Origin of the sequence: Collinsella sp. AF05-9 (assembly GCF_003465595.1) — a bacterium.
In the GTDB taxonomy this organism is placed as follows: domain Bacteria; phylum Actinomycetota; class Coriobacteriia; order Coriobacteriales; family Coriobacteriaceae; genus Collinsella.
Genome location: NZ_QSBB01000006.1, coordinates 14163 through 32504 on the forward strand (window position 1 = coordinate 14163; position 18342 = coordinate 32504).

General features: G+C 59.8%; 18 protein-coding genes. All 18 read left to right on the plus strand.

Going from position 1 to position 18342, the window contains the following annotated elements; translation table 11 throughout:
- Positions 1-2: 2 nt before the first annotated feature.
- The 18 genes from mraY (at position 3) to DWV43_RS03210 (ending at position 18199) form a co-directional block, all read left to right on the plus strand.
- Positions 3-1022: a phospho-N-acetylmuramoyl-pentapeptide-transferase gene (gene mraY / locus DWV43_RS03125; protein WP_089571579.1), complete on the plus strand. Its 1020-nt coding sequence runs from the start codon at positions 3-5 to the stop codon at positions 1020-1022.
- 9 nt (positions 1023-1031) lie between these two features.
- Positions 1032-2438, plus strand: coding sequence for a UDP-N-acetylmuramoyl-L-alanine--D-glutamate ligase (murD, locus tag DWV43_RS03130; RefSeq protein ID WP_117817053.1), 1407 nt, complete (start codon positions 1032-1034; stop codon positions 2436-2438).
- A gap of 36 nt (positions 2439-2474) precedes the next feature.
- A complete protein-coding gene (gene ftsW / locus DWV43_RS03135) occupies positions 2475-3968 on the plus strand; it encodes a putative lipid II flippase FtsW (protein ID WP_117640325.1) in 1494 nt (497 codons plus the stop codon).
- Positions 3958-5073, plus strand: coding sequence for an undecaprenyldiphospho-muramoylpentapeptide beta-N-acetylglucosaminyltransferase (gene murG, locus DWV43_RS03140; protein ID WP_117817054.1), 1116 nt, complete (start codon positions 3958-3960; stop codon positions 5071-5073). The genes ftsW and murG overlap by 11 nt, the downstream gene beginning before the upstream one ends.
- Before the next feature lie 97 nt (positions 5074-5170).
- Entirely contained in the window at positions 5171-6589 is a 1419-nt protein-coding gene (murC, locus tag DWV43_RS03145) for a UDP-N-acetylmuramate--L-alanine ligase (protein WP_117817055.1), read from the plus strand.
- A 5-nt stretch (positions 6590-6594) separates the two neighbouring features.
- The gene (gene murB, locus DWV43_RS03150) at positions 6595-7506 is read left to right on the plus strand and encodes a UDP-N-acetylmuramate dehydrogenase (protein WP_117640323.1); all 912 of its coding nucleotides are present in this window, start codon (positions 6595-6597) and stop codon (positions 7504-7506) included.
- 193 nt (positions 7507-7699) lie between these two features.
- Complete coding sequence (locus DWV43_RS03155) at positions 7700-8719, plus strand: cell division protein FtsQ/DivIB (RefSeq protein WP_233539191.1); 1020 nt, start codon at positions 7700-7702, stop codon at positions 8717-8719.
- 199 nt (positions 8720-8918) lie between these two features.
- Entirely contained in the window at positions 8919-10073 is a 1155-nt protein-coding gene (gene ftsZ / locus DWV43_RS03160) for a cell division protein FtsZ (protein WP_117647221.1), read from the plus strand.
- 210 nt (positions 10074-10283) lie between these two features.
- Positions 10284-11084, plus strand: coding sequence for a polyphenol oxidase family protein (locus tag DWV43_RS03165; protein ID WP_089571585.1), 801 nt, complete (start codon positions 10284-10286; stop codon positions 11082-11084).
- Positions 11081-11917 (plus strand): phosphate ABC transporter substrate-binding protein, encoded by an 837-nt coding sequence (locus DWV43_RS03170; protein ID WP_117564651.1) that lies wholly within the window; start codon positions 11081-11083, stop codon positions 11915-11917. Before DWV43_RS03165 ends, DWV43_RS03170 begins: the two co-directional genes overlap by 4 nt.
- 1 nt (position 11918) lies before the next feature.
- Positions 11919-12845, plus strand: a complete 927-nt coding sequence (gene pstC / locus DWV43_RS03175; protein WP_117817057.1) for a phosphate ABC transporter permease subunit PstC — start codon at positions 11919-11921, stop codon at positions 12843-12845.
- A 3-nt stretch (positions 12846-12848) separates the two neighbouring features.
- On the plus strand, positions 12849-13754 hold the full coding sequence (gene pstA / locus DWV43_RS03180) for a phosphate ABC transporter permease PstA (protein ID WP_055251684.1): 906 nt from the start codon (positions 12849-12851) through the stop codon (positions 13752-13754).
- 12 nt (positions 13755-13766) lie between these two features.
- The gene (pstB, locus tag DWV43_RS03185; protein ID WP_089571588.1) at positions 13767-14570 is read left to right on the plus strand and encodes a phosphate ABC transporter ATP-binding protein PstB; all 804 of its coding nucleotides are present in this window, start codon (positions 13767-13769) and stop codon (positions 14568-14570) included.
- A 92-nt stretch (positions 14571-14662) separates the two neighbouring features.
- Positions 14663-15520, plus strand: a complete 858-nt coding sequence (locus DWV43_RS03190) for a PhoU domain-containing protein (protein WP_117817058.1) — start codon at positions 14663-14665, stop codon at positions 15518-15520.
- A 119-nt stretch (positions 15521-15639) separates the two neighbouring features.
- On the plus strand, positions 15640-16377 hold the full coding sequence (locus DWV43_RS03195) for a YggS family pyridoxal phosphate-dependent enzyme (protein ID WP_117817059.1): 738 nt from the start codon (positions 15640-15642) through the stop codon (positions 16375-16377).
- Between the two features lie 60 nt (positions 16378-16437).
- Entirely contained in the window at positions 16438-17160 is a 723-nt protein-coding gene (locus tag DWV43_RS03200) for a cell division protein SepF (protein ID WP_089571591.1), read from the plus strand.
- A gap of 57 nt (positions 17161-17217) precedes the next feature.
- A complete protein-coding gene (locus DWV43_RS03205) occupies positions 17218-17463 on the plus strand; it encodes a YggT family protein (RefSeq protein ID WP_227790178.1) in 246 nt (81 codons plus the stop codon).
- A 61-nt stretch (positions 17464-17524) separates the two neighbouring features.
- On the plus strand, positions 17525-18199 hold the full coding sequence (locus DWV43_RS03210; RefSeq protein ID WP_006234242.1) for a DivIVA domain-containing protein: 675 nt from the start codon (positions 17525-17527) through the stop codon (positions 18197-18199).
- Positions 18200-18342 lie beyond the last annotated feature (143 nt).

An 18342-nucleotide genomic window follows, 5' to 3' on the forward strand; every position in this document is an offset into this window, starting at 1 on the left:
CCATGTTCGGCAATCCCTCGTATCCAACGTATCAGGCTTTTTTGGGGCTTGGCATCGCCGCAGCCATTGCGCTGCTGCTCATGCCGTGGTGGATCAAGCTGCTCAAGGTCGAGGGTATCGGCCAGCAGGTTCGTGCCGACGGCCCCAAGCGTCATTTGGTTAAGCAGGGAACGCCCACCATGGGTGGCGTTGTCATCCTCGTCGCGATCTCGCTGACCTGCCTGCTGATGGGCAAGCTCACCACCGAGCTCGTACTCGTACTGCTCGCCACGCTGGCGACCGGCGTGCTGGGCCTGATCGACGACCTGACCTCCGTTACGCATGGGCGCTCGCTCGGTCTGACGCCTCATGCCAAGATGATCGGCCTAACCATTATCTGTGTCACCTTTACGGTACTTGCCGTCAACTGGTGCGGCGTCGCCCCCGAGATTCGTTTTCCCGGTGGGTTGACGATCGACCTTGGCGTGCTTTCGACCACCATCTGCGGCTATTCGTTCCCGTGGCTCTATATTGTCTTTTGCTGGCTGATGATTGCCGGTCTTTCTAATGCCGTGAACCTGACCGATGGCCTTGACGGTCTTGCTGGCGGCACCTCCATGATCGCCATGCTCGCCATGGCTGCCATGGCGTTTTTGCACGGAGACGTGAATCTGTCCATCTTCTGTACCGCGTGTGCCGGTGCCTGCTTGGGCTTTCTGTGGTTCAACTGCTATCCGGCGAGCATCTTTATGGGCGATACCGGCTCGCTTGCTCTGGGCGCCGCGTTTGCCTGCACGTCCATCATGACCAACACCGAGGTCGTCTCCCTCATCATCGGCGGCCTGTTTATCGTTGAGACCCTGTCGGTCATGATTCAGGTTGTCTACTTCCATTTTACGCACAAGCGCGTCTTCCTTATGGCGCCCATCCATCATCATTTCGAAAAGAAGGGCTGGGCCGAGACCAAGGTCGTCATCCGTTTTTGGATTATCGCTGCGGCCTTTGGTGCCGTTGGCCTTGCTCTGTTCTTCCAGTTGGGATAGTGGTCTTTCATGCCTCTTGCTGATGTCTTTAGCCTGCTCGTTTTGGGTCAGGGCAAATCCGGTCTCGATGTCGCCCGCTGGGCGCTGGCACATCCCGAGCGCGTAAGCACCGTTACCGTGTATGGCGGCGGCACCTCTGAGCCCAATGACGCCACGCGTGCGCTCGAGGCTGCTGGTGCGTCGTTTGTCTATGGGACCGAACAGGTCGAGGGCGCCTATGACGTATGCGTGACGTGCCCGGGCATCTCGGAGTTCTCGGGCTTCTTTAAGGCCGGGCGCGAACATGCCGCCCAGATTATGGGTGAGCCAGAGTTTGCCTATCGCCTGTCGCCCGATAACTGGATTGCCATCACGGGCACCAACGGTAAGACGACCACCACGTCGCTGACTGATTATCTGCTCAAGGCTGCCGGCGAGGCCAGCGTAGCTGTCGGCAACATCGGTGAGCCGCCTATCAACGAGATTGACGGCCGAGCCCACAACGAGTGGTTTGTGGCTGAGCTCTCGAGCTATCAGATTGCTACGACCACCGAGCTCCACCCTCGCGTGGCAGTGCTGCTCAACATCACTCCCGACCACTTGGGCTGGCATAAGAGCCATAAGAACTATGCGCTTGCCAAGATCAAGCTGTTTGACAATATGGTCGATGACGATCTGGTGGTTGTCGACGTCGAAGACGCCGGCATTCACGAGTTCGATGAGTACATCTATACGCCGGGTCGCCGCATCTGCAAGGTCGCTTTTGACGAGCCCGAGGGTGCAGACGCCGCCTTTGTGCGCGACGGCAAAATGGTCGTGCGCCTGAAGGGCGTCGAGACTCAGCTTGTCGCCACGTCCGAGCTCAAGATCTCGGGCCACCACAATGTCATCAATGCCTTATGCGCCGCCACGGCTGCTCTGGCCGTCGGTGCCGATGTCGATGGTGTCCGCCGCGGTCTGGCCTCGTTCCAGCCGCTCGAGCATCGCGTGGAGCCGTGCGGCGAGATTGACGGTGTGCGCTACGTCAACGATTCCAAGGCGACCAACACCGACGCGGTCGAGAAGGCGCTGACGGCATTTCCCGATGACGACGTGATCTTGCTGCTCGGCGGCCACGATAAGGGCACGCCGCTCACGGACTTCGCGCGCGTTGTTATGGATAACGTGCGCTCGGTCGTCTGCTTTGGCGATGCGCGCGAGCGCTTCACCGCCGCTATGGACGAGGCCGATGTCGATGGCGATGTGGATATCGCCCAGGCGGATGACCTACGCGATGCCGTGGACGTTGCCCGTTCGCTGTCGAGCCGTGGCGACGTGATCTTACTTTCTCCTGCCTGCTCTTCGTTCGATGAGTTCTCGGGCTATGAGGAGCGCGGCCGCGTGTTTAAGGACTATGTGGCCCAGCTTGCCGCTGCAGCGAAATCGCAAATGGAATAGGGGTTGCCGGTGAGAGAGGAGAGCCCCCGACAAGGTATGAGGAGGCCCGACTCGGACCGTGCTTCCTCGCGGCGTAGCACACCGCGTTCCGGTCGCGGCGGGCGGTCGTTTAGCGAACGCTATATTGCCGGCGTTCCCGCCCGCATCATGCGCCCCCGTCTGATATTCATGGCCTGTCTGTTTATCTTGGTGTGTTTTGGCCTGCTGATGGTGTACTCGGCGTCTTCGGTCGAGGCGCTGCACGAGAATGGCTCAGCGACGTTTTTTCTGGGTCGACAGGCTGCGTTTGCCGTGGTCGGTGTTCTGGCGCTGATTGCCATCGTGCGCGTTTTGCCGGACAGCTGGTTTGGGGAGGATGTGCTCAGGATCTTCCTCATAGGCATGATAGGGCTACTGTTTCTGGTGTTCTTGGTGGGCAGCGGCAGCCGTGGCGCCACGCGCTGGCTCAACATCGCCGGCATTCAGTTCCAGCCTTCCGAGTTTTTAAAGCCATTTGCCATTGCGTATTCGGCCATCATGCTCGATCGCTTCTTTTCGCCCGGTGGCAACATCAACGAATTCCTTCGCAAGATGGGCATCTACCTGGGCATTTCGCTCTTTCTGATCTTTATCCAGCCCGATTTCGGTACCGTCCTGATCATCCTGTTGACCCTCATGTGCATGGCGTTGTTTGCGGGTCTCGACCCCAGATTTATCATCGGCGTGCTAATCTTCGGCATTCTCGTGATCGTGATTGCGCTTGTCGCAGAGCCATACCGTATGGTGCGTATTCAGGTTGCCTTGAACCCTTGGGCCGACGAGTATGGTGACGGCTATCAGGCCACGCTTGCCATCATGGCCTTTGCCTCGGGCGGTCTGTTCGGCCGTGGCATCGGCAACTCAACCATGAAGTACTCGTATCTGCCCGAGGCGCACAATGACTACATCCTGGCCATCATTGGCGAGGAAGTCGGTTTTGTCGGAACCGTCCTGTTCTTCTTGGTGTTTGCGATGCTGATCTACTCGGCGTTTCGCATTGCCGAGCAGGCGACCGATCGTCGGGGCGCGCTCATGGCGTCTGGCTCTGCGGTCATTCTCGCGGTGCAGTTTTTGATCAATGCGCTGGGCATCCTCAACGTGTTTCCCATGACGGGCAAACCGTTGCCGTTTATTAGCTATGGCGGTTCGTCGATTATTGTGTCGCTTATGCTTGCCGGTCTGATCCTACGCGTTTCGTACGAGAGCGCCCGTCGCGATGAGTACGACCGTCGCCGCGAGAGCTTTGCCGTTATGGATGAGAGTACCGCCGGCGTGCCCCACGTGCGCGGCGAGCGGTCTTCGCGTAACGGCTTTACCGTTCTGGATGGCTCTGCGACCGAGCCGGCAGCCCGTCCGCGTCAGCGAACGGCGCCGCAAGGTCGTCCGCAGCGCCCAACTCCTCGCAATGCGGGCGGCGGATATAATCGAATCGATTTGAACTCGGACCCGTCGGCGCGTTTGCGCACCGACGACCAGGGACCGCGTGTACGAAGGGACTACCATGACCGATAAGATGACCGTTGCTATTGCAGCCGGCGGCACGGCAGGGCATATCAACCCCGCGCTCGCCTTGGCCGAAGAGCTGCGTGACCGTGGCCACCACGTTGTGTTCGTGGGCCAGTCGCGCAAGCTCGAGGGTCGTCTGGTCCCCGAGGCTGGGTTTGATTTTGTGCCCATTACGGTTACGGGCTTCGACCGCTCCCGTCCTTGGACGGCGCTGACCTCGCTGTGGCGTGTCAACAAGGCCAAGCGTGCGCTCGCCAGTCATTTCTCAAAGGTCGGCAAGCCCGATGCCGCCATCGGTTTTGGTGCCTATGTCGAGGTTCCGTTGCTGGGGTGGTGCAAGGGCGCAGGCGTTCCGTATCTGCTGCATGAGCAGAACTCTGTTCCGGGCCTGGCCAACAAGATGATGAACTCCCACGCCGCTCGCGTGTGCATCTCGGTGCCGGCAGCGCGTTCGGTCTTTGAGCGCGAAGGTGACCCTGACCACGTGCTCATGACCGGCAACCCCGTACGTCGCTCGGTGATCGAGGGCGATCGCGCTCGCGGCCGCAAGGCACTTGGCGTTCCCGAGGACGCTACGCTGCTGCTCGTCTTTGGCGGTTCACTTGGCGCCCAGCACCTCAACGAGCGCGTGGCTTCGCTCAAAAACGAGCTGCTTTCGCGCAAGAACCTCTATGTGTTGCATTCGACGGGTGCCGACGGCTTTGAGGAAACCGAGCGCGCTTTGGCGCTGACGCCCGAGGGGGCGAAGCGTTACCGCGTCCAGCCTTACATCGACAACATGGGCGACATGCTGGCTGCTGCCGATTTGGTGCTATCGCGTTCGGGCGCATCGAGCGTGGCCGAGATCGCTGCGCTCGCCGTGCCCTCGGTGCTCGTGCCGTACCCGCATGCGACGGCCGACCACCAAACCACCAATGCCCGTTATCTGGTCGACGCCGGGGCCGGCGTGCTCTGTGCCGATGCCGATATCGACGGTTCTGCCTTTGCCGATGAGCTGCTGCACCTGGTCGATGACGCGGCGGCACGCGACGCCATGCGTCAGGCGGCGCGTGGTCTGGCTCGGGATAGGGCCGCCGCTCTTCTGGCGGATGCGGTAGAGGGTTTGCGTTAGTTAGACGGGATATCGTCGGTCGCCCTCGCGCTGATGCGGTAGGTGCGGTACAGTTAACGGGTTACAGGCAGTGTTTACGCAAGGAGTACACGAGCACATGGCTGATTCCCAGACTGCAACCTTCGCGCCCGAGTTTAAGAGCGCCCACTTTATCGGTATCGGCGGCGCCGGCATGAGCGGCATCGCCCTCGTTCTGCACGAGCGCGGTTATGCCGTTACCGGCTCCGACCTTAAGACGTCACGTTATATCCGCCAGCTTACCCGCGCTGGTGTGAAGGTGCATGTGGGCCATGAGGCCGCCACGATCGACGAGGTCAAGCCCGACGTGGTTGTTGTGTCCACCGCTATTCCGGAGTCCAACCCTGAACTCGTGCGCGCTCGCGAGCTGGGTATTCCCGTGTGGCCCCGTGCCAAGATGCTCTCTGCTTTGGGCCACGGCTACACCACCGTCGCTGTTGCCGGCACGCATGGCAAGACCACCACGTCTTCGATGTGCGCCACCATGCTCGACCGCATGGGTCTGGATCCGAGCTTCTTGATCGGCGGCATCGTCGAGGGCTATGACACGAACGGCAAGAACGGCTCGGGCGACTACTTTGTCGCCGAGGCCGACGAGTCCGACAGCTCCTTCCTGTTCCTGAACCCCAACGTGGTCATTGTGACCAACGTCGAGGCCGACCACCTCGATCACTACTCGGGTATCGAGGAGATCGAGGCAACTTTCGCCAAATTCATGAGCCTGGTGGGCGAGGACGGCACCGTCATCGTCTGCGGCGAGGACCCGCATCTGGTCGAGCTCGCCAAGTCGACGGGCCGTCACGTGCTTTCCTACGGCTTTGCCGAGAGCAACGACATCGTCTGCGTGCACCCGGATGTCAAGGGCATCCAGAGTGACTTTATCGTTCGCTTTGAGGACGGCACTGAGCACGCTGTGGAGATCAAGAGCAACCCCGGTCGCCACAACATGCTCAACGCCACGGCGGTGCTCACCGTCGCCCATGTCCTGGGCCTTGACATCGACGCCGCCGCCAAGGCGCTCTCGAGCTTTGAGGGCGTCCGCCGTCGCTTTACCCACGTGGGCGATATCGATGGCATCACCGTGGTCGATGATTACGGCCATCACCCCACCGAGATCAAGGCGACGCTTGCTGCCGCTTCCTCGCTGGGCTACAAGCACGTCGATGTCGTGTTCCAGCCGCACCGCTATTCGCGCCTGCAGGCCCTGTGCGACGACTTTGCCGATGCATTTGCCAATGCCGATAAACTGCTGCTGATTGATGTGTTCTCGGCTGGCGAGATGCCCATTCCGGGTGTCACCTCTAAGATGCTCGCCGATACCGTGCGCGCCAAGCATCCTGGCAAGGAGGTCGTGTACTGCTCCAGCCGTCTTGAGCTCAATCAGGAGCTCGAGCAGATGGTGGGCGAGGGCGACCTGCTGCTCACCATGGGTGCCGGCGACGTTACGACCGTCGGTCCCGAGTTCATTGAGTATCTGACTGCCAAGAAAGACGCTTAAGTCTAATGGGTCTGTTTAACGCCGTCATGGCGCTCTCGGGCATGATCGACACGGATGTGATCGAGGACGAGCGCCTTGCGCGTCATACGAGCTATCGTATCGGCGGCAAGGCCGACCTCTTTGTGACGTGCCATAGCTATCATGCCCTCCGCCGCGCCGTGGCGGTGCTCGATCGCGAGCAAGTGCCGTGGGTCATCATCGGCAAGGGCTCCAATCTGCTGGTTGCCGATGGCGGTTATCGCGGTGCCGTCATTTCGCTCGGACGTGAGTTTCAGCGCACGGTTGTTGCCGATGACGGTTGTACGCTGACGGTCGGTGCGGGCGTGATGTTTGCGCGCCTGGTCAACGATGCCCTGTCGCGTAGCCTCTCGGGCCTTGAGTTTGCCGTTGGCATTCCTGGTTCGGTCGGCGGTGCGATATCCATGAATGCCGGCACACGGACCGAGTGGATTGGCTCGCTGGTTGAGGATGTCGTAACGTTTGACCCGGCATCCGGTATCAAGCATTATGCGGGGTCCGAGATCACTTGGGACTACCGCGAATGTAGCCTTCCCCGCAATGAGATCATCCTCGAGTGCGTGTTCAAGCTTAAACCGGCGCCCAAGGCCGACATTCGCGAGCGCATGGAGCGGTACCTTACAAGGCGCAAGCGTACGCAGCCCATGGGTCGCGCATCCTGCGGGTCTGTCTTTCGCAACCCGCCCGATGCGAGTGTGGGCAAGCTTATCGAGGATTGTGGATTAAAGGGTTTTTCGATTGGCGGCGCGGAAGTTTCGCCCGTTCACGCTAATTTTATCGTTAATAACGGAACTGCCTCGGCCGATGACGTTGCCGCGGTTATTAGACATGTGCACGGAAAGGTGAGGGAGGCGTATGGCATCGAGCTCAGACCGGAAGTTAAATTCCTCGGCTTCTAGAGCATCGAAACCCACCTTCCGCCGCGCCGGAGGGCGTTCCGGCGCGCCTGCCAAACCTCAACGCAATACCGTTGCGCGCTCTAAGTCTGTCGGGCATGCTCGACAGGCCAGTCGTCCGGTCGTCGGCTCTCAGCTCGGTAATCGTCCGGCCGCAAAAAAGTCCTCGCGTCCCTCGGTATCGTCAAAGCCTGTTATGGGCGCCAAGCCTGCCCGTCCCATGGCAACTCCTAAGCCCTCGACGGGAACTAAAGCGGCGCGTCCGGGTCGCACGCTGGGCGCATCGAAACCGCGCTCGCTGACATCGGTGCCGGCTACCGCCAAGAAGCCTTCGGGTAAAAAAGGCGTCAACCCGTTGTCTTCACTTGGGGCGATGGCAAATAAAACATCAGACGCCGCTTCTGTCGTTGCGGGCAAAGGCAAAATCGTGGGCGGCGTTCTGGCCGTCTTGGTCGTGCTCGTCGTCGTTGCCATCGTGGTGATCAACTCTGGATTGTTTACCGCCACTGATATTCAGATTCAAGGCAGCGAGCATGTGACGAAGCACGATGCTATCCAGCTGATCGATTTGCCCGAGGGAACGTCGCTTTTTAACGTCGATCCCGACCAGATTACCGAGGACCTCAAGCAGAACCCGTGGGTCTCGGGCGTGGATGTCCAGCGTCAGTTTCCGCATACGCTCATCATTACGCCGATGGAGCGCAAGGTCATCGCCATTGCCTATATCAGCTCCGATGACCTTGCCTGGGCCATCGGGGATGATGACACCTGGATCGCCCCGCTGTCGACGTCGGTCGAAGTGGACGACCAGGGCAACGTCATCACGACAGGGCAGGGTTCAAATACCTTGACCGGAATCGATGCCGCGCTGGCGCTCGCTAAGCATTATGGCGCGGTGCTGTTGACTGATGTCTCGGCGGATGTCGCTCCAGTTTCCGGCCAGGCGGTGAGCTCCAAGGCCGTCAAGGCCGGCCTGGATTACGCACGCGGTTTTTCGAGCGAGTTCTTGGACCAGGTGAAGGATATTTCCACGCCTTCCGTTGAGGCTATCTCGGCAAATCTCGACAACGGCGTCGAGGTGTCGCTGGGCGATTCGGATGATATCGCCAAGAAAGAACGCATCGTGACCAAACTACTTTCGCAGGTAGAGGGCGTAACTTATATTAATGTGCGCTCTCCGGGCAACTACACGTTTAGGAACGCACCGACCGCCTAGCATCCTAAATGGCTTTGTTGAGGGGCCATACCACGCCGTTTATCTGGTTTGTTTGGTTTTCACGGTCAATTATTTGACTGATACGTTCATAATGTGCAAACATAATACGGTTTACCTTTGCATTTACTTTCAACCTGAAGGTTAATGTGCGCAGGGGTCAACCCATGCTATGGCTATAACCTTTGTTCGGAGGACCGACATGCACGAGACAGAGATCAACAACTACCTTGCCGTCATTAAGGTGGTCGGCGTCGGCGGCGGCGGTACCAACGCGGTCAATCGAATGATCGAAGAGGGCATCCGCGGCGTCGAGTTTGTTGCCATCAACACCGATGCTCAGGCGCTCGCGATCTCTGATGCCGATATCAAGGTGCACATCGGCACCGACCTTACCCGCGGCCTGGGCGCCGGCGCCAACCCCGAGGTTGGCCGCAAGGCTGCCGATGAGTCCCGCGACGATATCGCCGAGGCGCTCGCTGGCGCCGACATGGTGTTCATCACCTGCGGCGAGGGCGGTGGCACCGGTACCGGCGCCGCTCCCATCGTTGCCGATATCGCGATGAACGAGGTCGGCGCGCTGACCGTCGCCGTCGTGACCAAGCCCTTCACCTTCGAGGGCCGCAAGCGCAAGAAGAGCGCCGAGGAGGGCATCAAGACCCTCTCCGATTGCGTCGACACCATGATCGTTATCCCTAACGACAAGCTGCTCGACATCGCCGAGAAGAAGACCACGATGCTCGAGGCGTTCGCGATTGCCGATGGCGTCCTTTCCCAGGGCACCCAGGGCATCACCGACCTCATCACCGTCCCGGGTATCATCAACCTGGACTTCGCCGATGTTAAGACCATCATGAAGCAGGCTGGTACCGCCATGATGGGTATCGGTACCGCTTCTGGGGACACCCGTGCCGTCGACGCTGCCCAGCAGGCTATCTCCAGTCCGCTGCTCGAGAGCTCCATCGATGGCGCCACGCGCGTCCTGCTTTCCATCGCCGGCTCCAAGGATCTGGGCATCCAGGAGATCAGCGACGCCGCCGACGTTGTCGCCAATGCCGTCGACCCTGAGGCCAACATCATCTTCGGTACCGTTGTTGACGAGTCCCTGGGCGACCAGGTGCGCATCACCGTTATCGCTACGGGCTTCTCCGACTCCAACGTCAACCGTCAGGATGAGCTCTTTGCTGCTCAGCAGTCTCAGAGCAAGGCCGCTGCCTCCGCTGAGCCGCAGCGCACCGCTCCGGCTGCCAGCCCGGCTCAGGCCGCTCCGACCCGCAACGTCGGTGGTACCGAGCTGCCCAACTTTGGCAACGACCAGTTCGAGCTTCCCGACTTCCTGAAGCGCGGTAGCTTCTAGTTCGTTTTTCTCAACGACCTGCACGGGGTGTGTCCATTTGGATGCACCCCGTTTTGTTTCTCGTTTGTAAACGAAAGCCTTCAATCTCCTTACGTTCCCTTTACGTTTGGTCCCTACCGCTGCGGGTATCCTTTTAAGGAAGTATGACAGCCGTATAAACGCGGACTGCGCGGCGACGCCGCGGTACTTGTGTTATTAGGAGGCTTTAGTATGGCAGCACGTGCGGACAACGTTTCGCGTGTCGACCATGATGGAGTTACGTTGGTGGAGGGCGCGACATCCGATGTCCGCTTTGCCTTTACCGAGCGCACCGGTGGCGTTTCTGAAGATGCGTACTCCTCGCTCAACCTGGGCTCGCATGTAGGCGATGACCCCTTTGCTGTTCAAGAAAATCGTCGTCGAGCGCTCGAAGCTATGGGCGCCACTGAGTGCGAGCATAATCTGCTCGTGCCCAATCAGGTACATGGTGACCATATCGTTACGGTGACTTCGAACGGCGCCGACGATCTTGAGGCTGTTCGCGAGCAGATTGCCGAGGGCTGCGATGCCATCGTCTGTACGGCCCATGACGTGCCCGTGCTGCTCTGCTTTGCCGACTGCGTTCCCGTGGTGCTGGTGGCCCCTGGCGGATTTGCCGTGGTGCACTCCGGTTGGAAGGGCACGATTGCACGTATTTCTGCCAAGGCGTGCCAGGCGCTTTGCGATGCTGCCGGCTGCGATGCGAGCGACGTTTCCGCCTATATCGGCCCCCATATCTTGGCTGACGAATATGAGGTATCCCAGGAACTCATGGATCGCTTTGCCGTCGAGTTCTCTTGCATCGATGCGAGTGCCTCTCGCATGCTCGATCTTTCCGCTGCCATTTGTGAGGCGCTGGTAGATGCCGGTGTGGACGCGGATAATATCGTGGATACCCAGCTTTCGACTGTGCGCCAGAACGACCGCTTTTATTCCTACCGTAACGAGGACGGCACCTGTGGGCGCCATGCTGCGATCGGCGTGATGCTATGAGAAAGATCGTATCGGTCCTGAGCGCCGCTGTGCTTACGCTTACGCTGTGCGCCTGTTCTTCGGGATCTTCTACCTCTTCCATTACCGTGGCCGGCTCCACGACCTGCCTTCCTATCGCCGAAATTGCGGCAGAGGGCTTTAAGGAGGAGACCGGCATCGACGTGCTCGTTTCCGGTTTGGGCTCTTCCGCTGGCATCGAAGCCGTCAGCGCTGGCACGGCCGATATCGCCAGCTCCTCCCGTGGACTCAATGCCGACGAACAGGATCTGGGCCTGACTCCCATCGTCATTGCCCACGACGGTATCGCGGTCATCGTGAACGACGATAACCCGGTCGATAACCTCTCGACCGAGCAGCTCCGCGATATCTATGCCGGCAAGATTACTAATTGGAAAGAGGTCGGTGGCGAGGACCTGAAGATTCAGGTCATCAACCGAGACGAGGCATCCGGCACGCGTGAAGCATTCCGCACCATCGTGATGGACGGCACCCCGTTCGATCGCCGCTCGGCCGTTCTTTCGGGCACGGGCCAGGTGCGCGACGTGGTATCTCGTTCGCACGGTGCCATTGGCTACATTTCGCTGGGCTTCGTCGATAGCCTCAACGCCAAGACCTCGGTCAAGGCCGTCTCGGTCAATCATGTTGAGGCGTCCGAGAAGACGGTCGCGAGCGGCGGCTATCCCATCTCACGCGACCTTTACTTCTTTGTGAAGGGTGCGCCTTCGCAGCAGGCGCAGGATTACATCGACTATGTGACGTCCGAAAAGATGGACAAGCAGATTCGCGAGGCGGGCTTTATCCCCGTCACCAACGACGAGAAGGGGAGTGAGTAGCATGGAAGCACAGGAAAACTCCCAGACTGAGCAGAATGGTCAGGCGCCCAAGAAGCGCGAGCTGGCGCTCGTATCGCGCAGCACCTATATCAAGGAGAAGGCGCTGCAGCGGATCTTCTTTGCCTGCGCGTTCTTGGCGGTTGTTACCGTCATCCTGATTTTTGTCTTTACCACGTACTCGGCGCTGCCCGTCTTTACCGACATCGGTCTGGCGGACTTCTTTAGCTTTACGTGGGCGCCCTCTGAGGGTCACTACGGCATCGTGTCGCTGCTTGCCGGCTCGGGTCTGGTGACCGTCGGCGCGCTCGCCATGGGTGTGCCCCTAGGCGTGGGCACGGCCGTGTATCTGGTCGAGATCGCCAGCAAGCGCGTGCGCAAGCTCATCAGCCCTGCCGTTGACCTGTTGGCCGGCATCCCTTCTATCATCTATGGCTTCTTTGGCATGATCATCATCCGCCCGTTTATCGCACAACTGACCGGCGGTCTTGGTTTTGGCGCGCTGACGGCGTGGTTCGTGCTCGCCATTATGATCGTGCCCACCATCACGACGCTTACCATCGATGCTCTCAATTCCATTCCCATGGGCATTCGCGAGGCATCGTATGCCATGGGCGCCACCAAGTGGCAGACTATCTATAAGGTCGTGTTACCTGCCGCCAAGCTGGGTATCGTGGATGCCATCGTGCTGGGTATGGGCCGTGCCATCGGCGAGACCATGGCCGTGCTCATGGTCGTGGGTAACGCCCCGGTTATTCCCGACAGCATTGCGAGCCCCATCTCGACGCTCACGAGCCAGATTGCGCTCGACATGAGCTATTCCTCGGGTCTGCATCGCTCGGCGCTGTTCGGCATGGGCGTGGTCCTGTTTATCATTTCCGCCACGCTGGTGGGCATCGTCCGCCTGGTTTCCAAGAAGAAGAGGGGGTAGGCTATGTCCGATTCCGTTGACACGACGGTCGATACGACCTCGTCGCGCGAGCGCATCAAGCGTGCCCTTTCCCACGGCAAGAAGGGCCGCATCAACAAGGACCTGTCCAACAAGATCATGCTTGGCGTGTTCCGTGCCGCGGCATACATCACCACGCTGGTGCTGGTCGCTATCATCGCCTACGTGGTCATCAACGGCCTGCCACACATCTCGCTCGACTTTATCTTCGGTTGGCCCCAGGGCGTCAACGCCGAGGGCGGTATTTGGCCCACGATCGTCTCGACCGTCTATGTGACGGCGCTCGCCATGCTTATCTGCACGCCGATCGCTGTGCTGGCAGCCGTCTATCTGGCCGAGTACGCCAAGCAGGGCAAGATCGTCGAGCTCATTCGCTACGCTGCTGACGCTTTGGCCTCGGTGCCCTCCATCGTTATGGGCCTGTTTGGCTACGCCTTGTTTGTCGAGGCCATGGGCCTGGGCCTTTCGATGGTCTCGGCCGCTCTGGCGCTCGCGCTCTTGATGCTTCCCATCGTCATGCGCACCACCGAAGAGGCCATTCGCGCCGTCCCGCGCTATATCCGTTGGGGCGCGTACGGCCTGGGCGCCACCAAGTGGCAGGTTGTCTCCAAGATTGTGCTTCCTTCTGCCTTTGGCCGTATTGCCACGGGCATTGTCCTTGCCATCGGCCGTGCCATTGGCGAGACCGCCGTGGTGCTCTACACCATGGGCCAGGCCATCAATCTACCTATCTCGCCGCTCGATTCCGGCCGCCCCATGACCGTTCACCTGTACCTGCTTGCCAACGACGGCATCAACATGAACGCAGCCTACGGCACCGCGCTCTTGCTGATGGTGATCATTCTGGCCTTCAACCTGTTTGCGCGCTTCCTGTCGCGCAAGCGTCGCTAGTTAAGGAGTCCCATGTCCGTTTATCAGTCCGCTCCCACGCTGGAGCAAGCGGCCATTACGGCCAAGGATTTCAACTTTTGGTACGGTGACTTTCATGCGCTGACGGGGCTCGACCTCAACATCGCTAAAAACGCCATCACCTCCTTCATTGGCCCTTCGGGCTGCGGTAAGTCGACGTTTTTGCGCTGCATCAACCGCATGAATGATCTTATCGAGGGTACGCGCGTCGAGGGCACCATGACGCTCGACGGCAACGATATCTATGCCGAGGGCGTCGACCCGGTCGACCTCCGTCGCCGCGTGGGCATGATTTTTCAGCAGCCCAACCCGTTTCCCAAATCCATCTACGAGAATGTCGCCTTTGGCCCTCGTCTGCAGGGCGTGACTAGCAAAAGCGACCTCGATGACATCGTGGAAGAATCGCTCAAGCGCGCCAACCTCTGGAAAGAGGTATCCAATCAGCTCAACAAGGATGGTTTGGCGCTCTCGGGCGGTCAGCAGCAGCGTCTGTGCATCGCGCGCGTGCTTGCGGTGCAACCCGATGTCCTTCTGATGGACGAGCCCTGCTCCGCCATCGACCCCACGTCCGTCTCTAAGGTCGAGGATCTGATGGCCGAGCTGGCGCCCGAGATGACGATCATCATCGTCACGCATTCAATGCAGCAGGCAGCTCGTATCAGCGACTACACCGCATTCTTCTTGCAGGAAGTTGCCGGCGAGCCCGCCACGCTCATCGAGTATGGTCAAACCGACGCGATCTTCACCAGCCCGGTGGACTCGCGGACGGAAGACTATATCACCGGCCGCTTTGGCTGATCGGTGCGACTAGTCCCAAGCCGATCGGACCTGGTCCGGTGCGTATTCACTGTGCGGGCTGCATGACCGCACCCAACTGATTGGAGTGAACCATGCGCAAACTGTTTTCCCGTCAGCTCGTCGAGGCCCGTCACGAGATGCTGAGCATCTATGAGGCCGTCGATCTGGCTCTCCACGATGCCGTGAAGGCCTATGTGACCGACGACCGCAAGCTCGCCACCAAGACCAAGAAACGTACGCTTTCGATTGACGCGCGCTGCGCCAACCTGGAGGCCGTCTGCTACAACCTGATCGCCACGCAGTCACCGGTCGCCTCCGACTTCCGCCTGCTTCAGACGATCATCTACGTCGACTTTAACCTGCAGCGCATGACCGATAAGGTCCGTCAGATCTGCCGTGCCACGCGTCATATGATCAAGGCCGACATCTCGCTGCCCCAGGAGCTCGTCGGTACGGTTGAGGCCGAGGCCGAAGCTGTTTACCAGGTGCTGGGCTCTTCGCTTTCTGCGCTCGTCACCAATGACATGTCCATCATCTGCAACCTGGCCGTCGAGGACGAGCCAGTGCACGCCGCCTACGAGAAGTTCTTCCGCACCTTTAACCGTATGGATACGGGCGACTTTATGGACGACGACAGCAACTATGACGACCTGCGCCGCGCCATCATGGTTTCGCGCTACCTCGATCGCATCGCTTCCATTTCCATCGATGCCGCTTGCCGTCTGACCTTCCTGTTGACTGGTCAGCGTATGAACGCCGGCGATATCGCCCGTGTGGACGAGGATGAGCTCGAGAGCATGCGCGTGCCTTCGGGCGAGGGTGTTATCATGAGGCCCGCCGTCGACGCGCGCTACGTTGCCAAGGTGCCCGCCAACGAGGTCAGCGAGGGTCTTCGCTACCTGCTCGATCATCTTGAGGACGAGGACGATGGCGAGGACGACGAGGAGTAAGTAGCCCCGTTCGTCGAAAGATTGTAAATACCTAAGTGAGCGCGGCCTTGCACATGCGGGGCCGCGCTCTTGCGTTAGCATGGGACTACTTGTTTGGCTGTCAGCGGAGGCGATTGGCAATGGATAACTATTTGGATTTGATGCGCGCTCGCCGCGAGCAGATTCTGGAACGTTTTTATGCGGCGCTCGATCGCGCGGGCCGCCCCCACGACGCCGCGCGCCTCATTGCCGTGTCCAAGACCGTTGGTGTCGATGAGACTGTTGCTGCCATCCAGGCGGGGTATAGCCATTTTGCCGAGAACCGCCCGCAGGAGCTGGTTCGCAAGCTCACGGGTCTGGCGGAGCATCCGGAGCTGTCCGAGGTGCGCTTCGATATGATCGGCAACCTGCAGACCAATAAGATCAATGCGGTGCTGGGCTCAGCCGAGCTGATTCACTCGGTGGGTTCGCTGCATCTGGCACAGGCGATCTCGAGCCGTGCTGTCCGCAAGATTGAGGCAGGCGAGCTCGCCGGCCCCCAGCGTGTGCTCATCGAGGTCAATGTGAGTGGTGAGGAGTCGAAGGGAGGCTTTTCGCCCGATGAGATTCGCGCCGCCGCGGGTGAGCTTGCGGAACTTGAGGGAATTTGCGTACAGGGGCTTATGACTATGGCGCCCCGGGGGAATAAGGATGTGGCACGCCGCACCTTTGCGGGGCTTCGTGAGCTGAGGGATGAGCTGGAGGCTGCGCATCCCGATTTGAACCTGCCTGAGCTTTCCTGCGGCATGAGCGAGGACTTTGAGCCTGCCCTTGAGGAGGGCTCTACGCTCGTTCGCCTGGGCAGGGTAGTATTTAGCCCGGAGTTTGCAGTAAAATAAGGCTCTGAAGTGCGCACTGATTATCGGGGCGCCTGCACTAAACCGCGAGAGGACACAACCATGGGCTTCCTTGACGAGATTAAAAATAAGATGCACCTGGGCGGCCAGCAGGGTTACGACCAGGGTTATGGCCAGGACGACGACTACGGCTACGATGACGGCTATGACGATAGTTATCAGGGCAACGGCTACGGCGGTGCTTCGGGCGAGGGCTTCTACACCCAAGACGAGCCGAGCAACGGCCTGCTTGGTCAGACGCGCCGCGGTGAAGCTGAGTCGGTTGCCGTGTATACGCGCTCCGGTCAGCTGGTCGGCGATGACTCCCGCCATGCCACGACGTATAACCCGCCTTCGCGCTCGCAGGACAGTGTTGCGAGCGGTTATCGTCCTGGTGCCTATGACACGCCGTCGAGCTACGCCGAGAACACCCGCGCCCGTGCCGCCGCTGCGCCCGCGCCTGCACCGAGTGATGCCTCGGCCTATGCGAGCAATATCATCAACGCCACGCCGCAGCTGCCGGCCTATGTCCTGCGCCCCGAGAGCTATGACGACGTGGAGACCGTGGTGCGCCGCGTTCGCACCAAGCAGCCTGTCGCACTGATTTTTGTGGGCGTACGCACCGAAGTTGCTAAGCGCGTCTTGGACTTCTCTTACGGCTTTGCCTGCGGTCTGGGTGCCACGGTCAAGGAGGTGGGCGACCGCGTGTTCATGGTGCTGCCCGCCGGCTGCGAGGTCAAAGATTCCGATCTCAAGAAGCTTCGTGCCGACGGCTACCTTAAGTAAAGACAAGACGAGGAGATTCCCATCAACATCTACACTATCGTCCAGCTGGTCAACACGCTGTTCAACTTCTATTCCACGCTCATTGTCGTCTACTGCTTTATGACGTGGATTCCCATGAAGCAGGGTGGTTTGCTTCAGGATATTGCTGCGGTGCTCGATAGCGTGTGCGGTCCGTGGCTCAACCTGTTCCGTCGTTTCATCCCGCCGATGGGCGGTATCGATTTTTCGCCGGTCGTTGCGATTATTGCGTTGCAGTTGGTGCAGAGGCTGGTTCTGCAGCTTCTTATAGGTATACTCGTATAGAACTGACTTAGTAACTTACGTCGGGCGTGTAGCGCCGAGGCGATGAAAAAGGAGACTTGTTATGGCTATTACCCCTGCAGACATCCAGGCTCAGACTTTCTCTGAGGCCAAGCGTGGCTACGATCCCGCCGAGGTCGACGTCTTCTTGGAGACGCTGTCCTCCGAGGTTGACGCTATGCTCGCTAAGATCGTCGACCTTAAGGGTCGCCTGACTGCTACCGAGCAGCAGCTTGCCGATGCGCAGGCTCAGCTTGCCCAGGCTCAGGATGCCACCGCCCAAGCCGTTCCTGCCGCCCCCGTGGCTGCTCCCGCCCCTGACTTCTCCGCTCAGGAGCGCCAGATTTCCGCTGCCCTGATCGCTGCCCAGCAGACCGCTGAGACCATCGTCAACGATGCCAACGAGAACGCTGAGCGTATCCGCAACGAGGCTGACGCTAAGGCACGCGAGGTTATCCGCCAGGCTCTGACCGAGAAGCAGGCCGAGCTCGAGGAAATCGATCGTCTCAAGGCTTCCCGCGAGGAGTTCAAGGCCGAGTACCTCAAGCTCATCCAGCACTTCATGGACGATGCCCAGAACTCCTTCCCGGCCGACCTCATGGCCTCCACGCCGGTCGGTTCTGCCGCTTCTCCTGCGGTGACTGTTCCCGCCGAGCCGCTGCCCGTCGCTGACCCGGTTGTCCCCGTGGCCGATCCCTTCGCCCCGATCGACAACTTTGCCGCCGACGACCTGGACTAACATTCGGCCTACAATTTAGTGCCTAGAAAGGACCCGCAGCTTGCGGGTCCTTTTTTATGACTGTGCCGGGGTGCGTAACATAAAAAACCGAGCCCTGCACATAGTGGCGCAGAACTCGGCGAACGGGTGAGCGGTCAAGGGTA